Below are 477 nucleotides of genomic sequence, written 5' to 3' on the forward strand. Positions count from 1 at the left end.
GATCAAGGCGCGATTCGACGAGCAAGCGAACATCAAATGGGCCCGCAAACTCGAAAAAGCCGGCGTACACGTGGCGTACGGACTGGTCGGGCTCAAAACCCACTGCAAGACCTGCCTCGTCGTCCGCCGCGAGGGGTCCACCATCCGCCGCTACTGCCACATCGGCACCGGAAACTACCATCCCAAGACGGCCCGGCTGTACGAAGACATCGGTCTGCTCACCGCGGCACCGGAGATCGTCGGCCTCGCCTTAGGTCCCGACTAACCCAGGGCGGACGAGCCTTCCCCTGGAAACCTTAGTCTTACGGTGGATAAGATTCTCACTTATCTTGCGCTACTCATACCGGCATTCTCACTTCTTAACGCTCCAGCACTCCTCACGGTATACCTTCATCGCGGTTAAGAACGCTCTCCTACCATTGATAAAATATCAATCCAAAGCTTCGGTAATATGTTTAGCCCCGGTACATTTTCGGC

1 rRNA gene is annotated in these 477 nt (G+C 56.2%); it reads right to left on the reverse strand.

Annotated elements, in window-relative coordinates:
• A 23S ribosomal RNA gene (locus P3H15_RS55100) occupies positions 1 to 477 on the reverse strand; the annotation flags it as partial.

Source organism: Rhodococcus sp. T2V (assembly GCF_029269925.1).
In the GTDB taxonomy this organism is placed as follows: domain Bacteria; phylum Actinomycetota; class Actinomycetes; order Mycobacteriales; family Mycobacteriaceae; genus Rhodococcus_F; species Rhodococcus_F koreensis.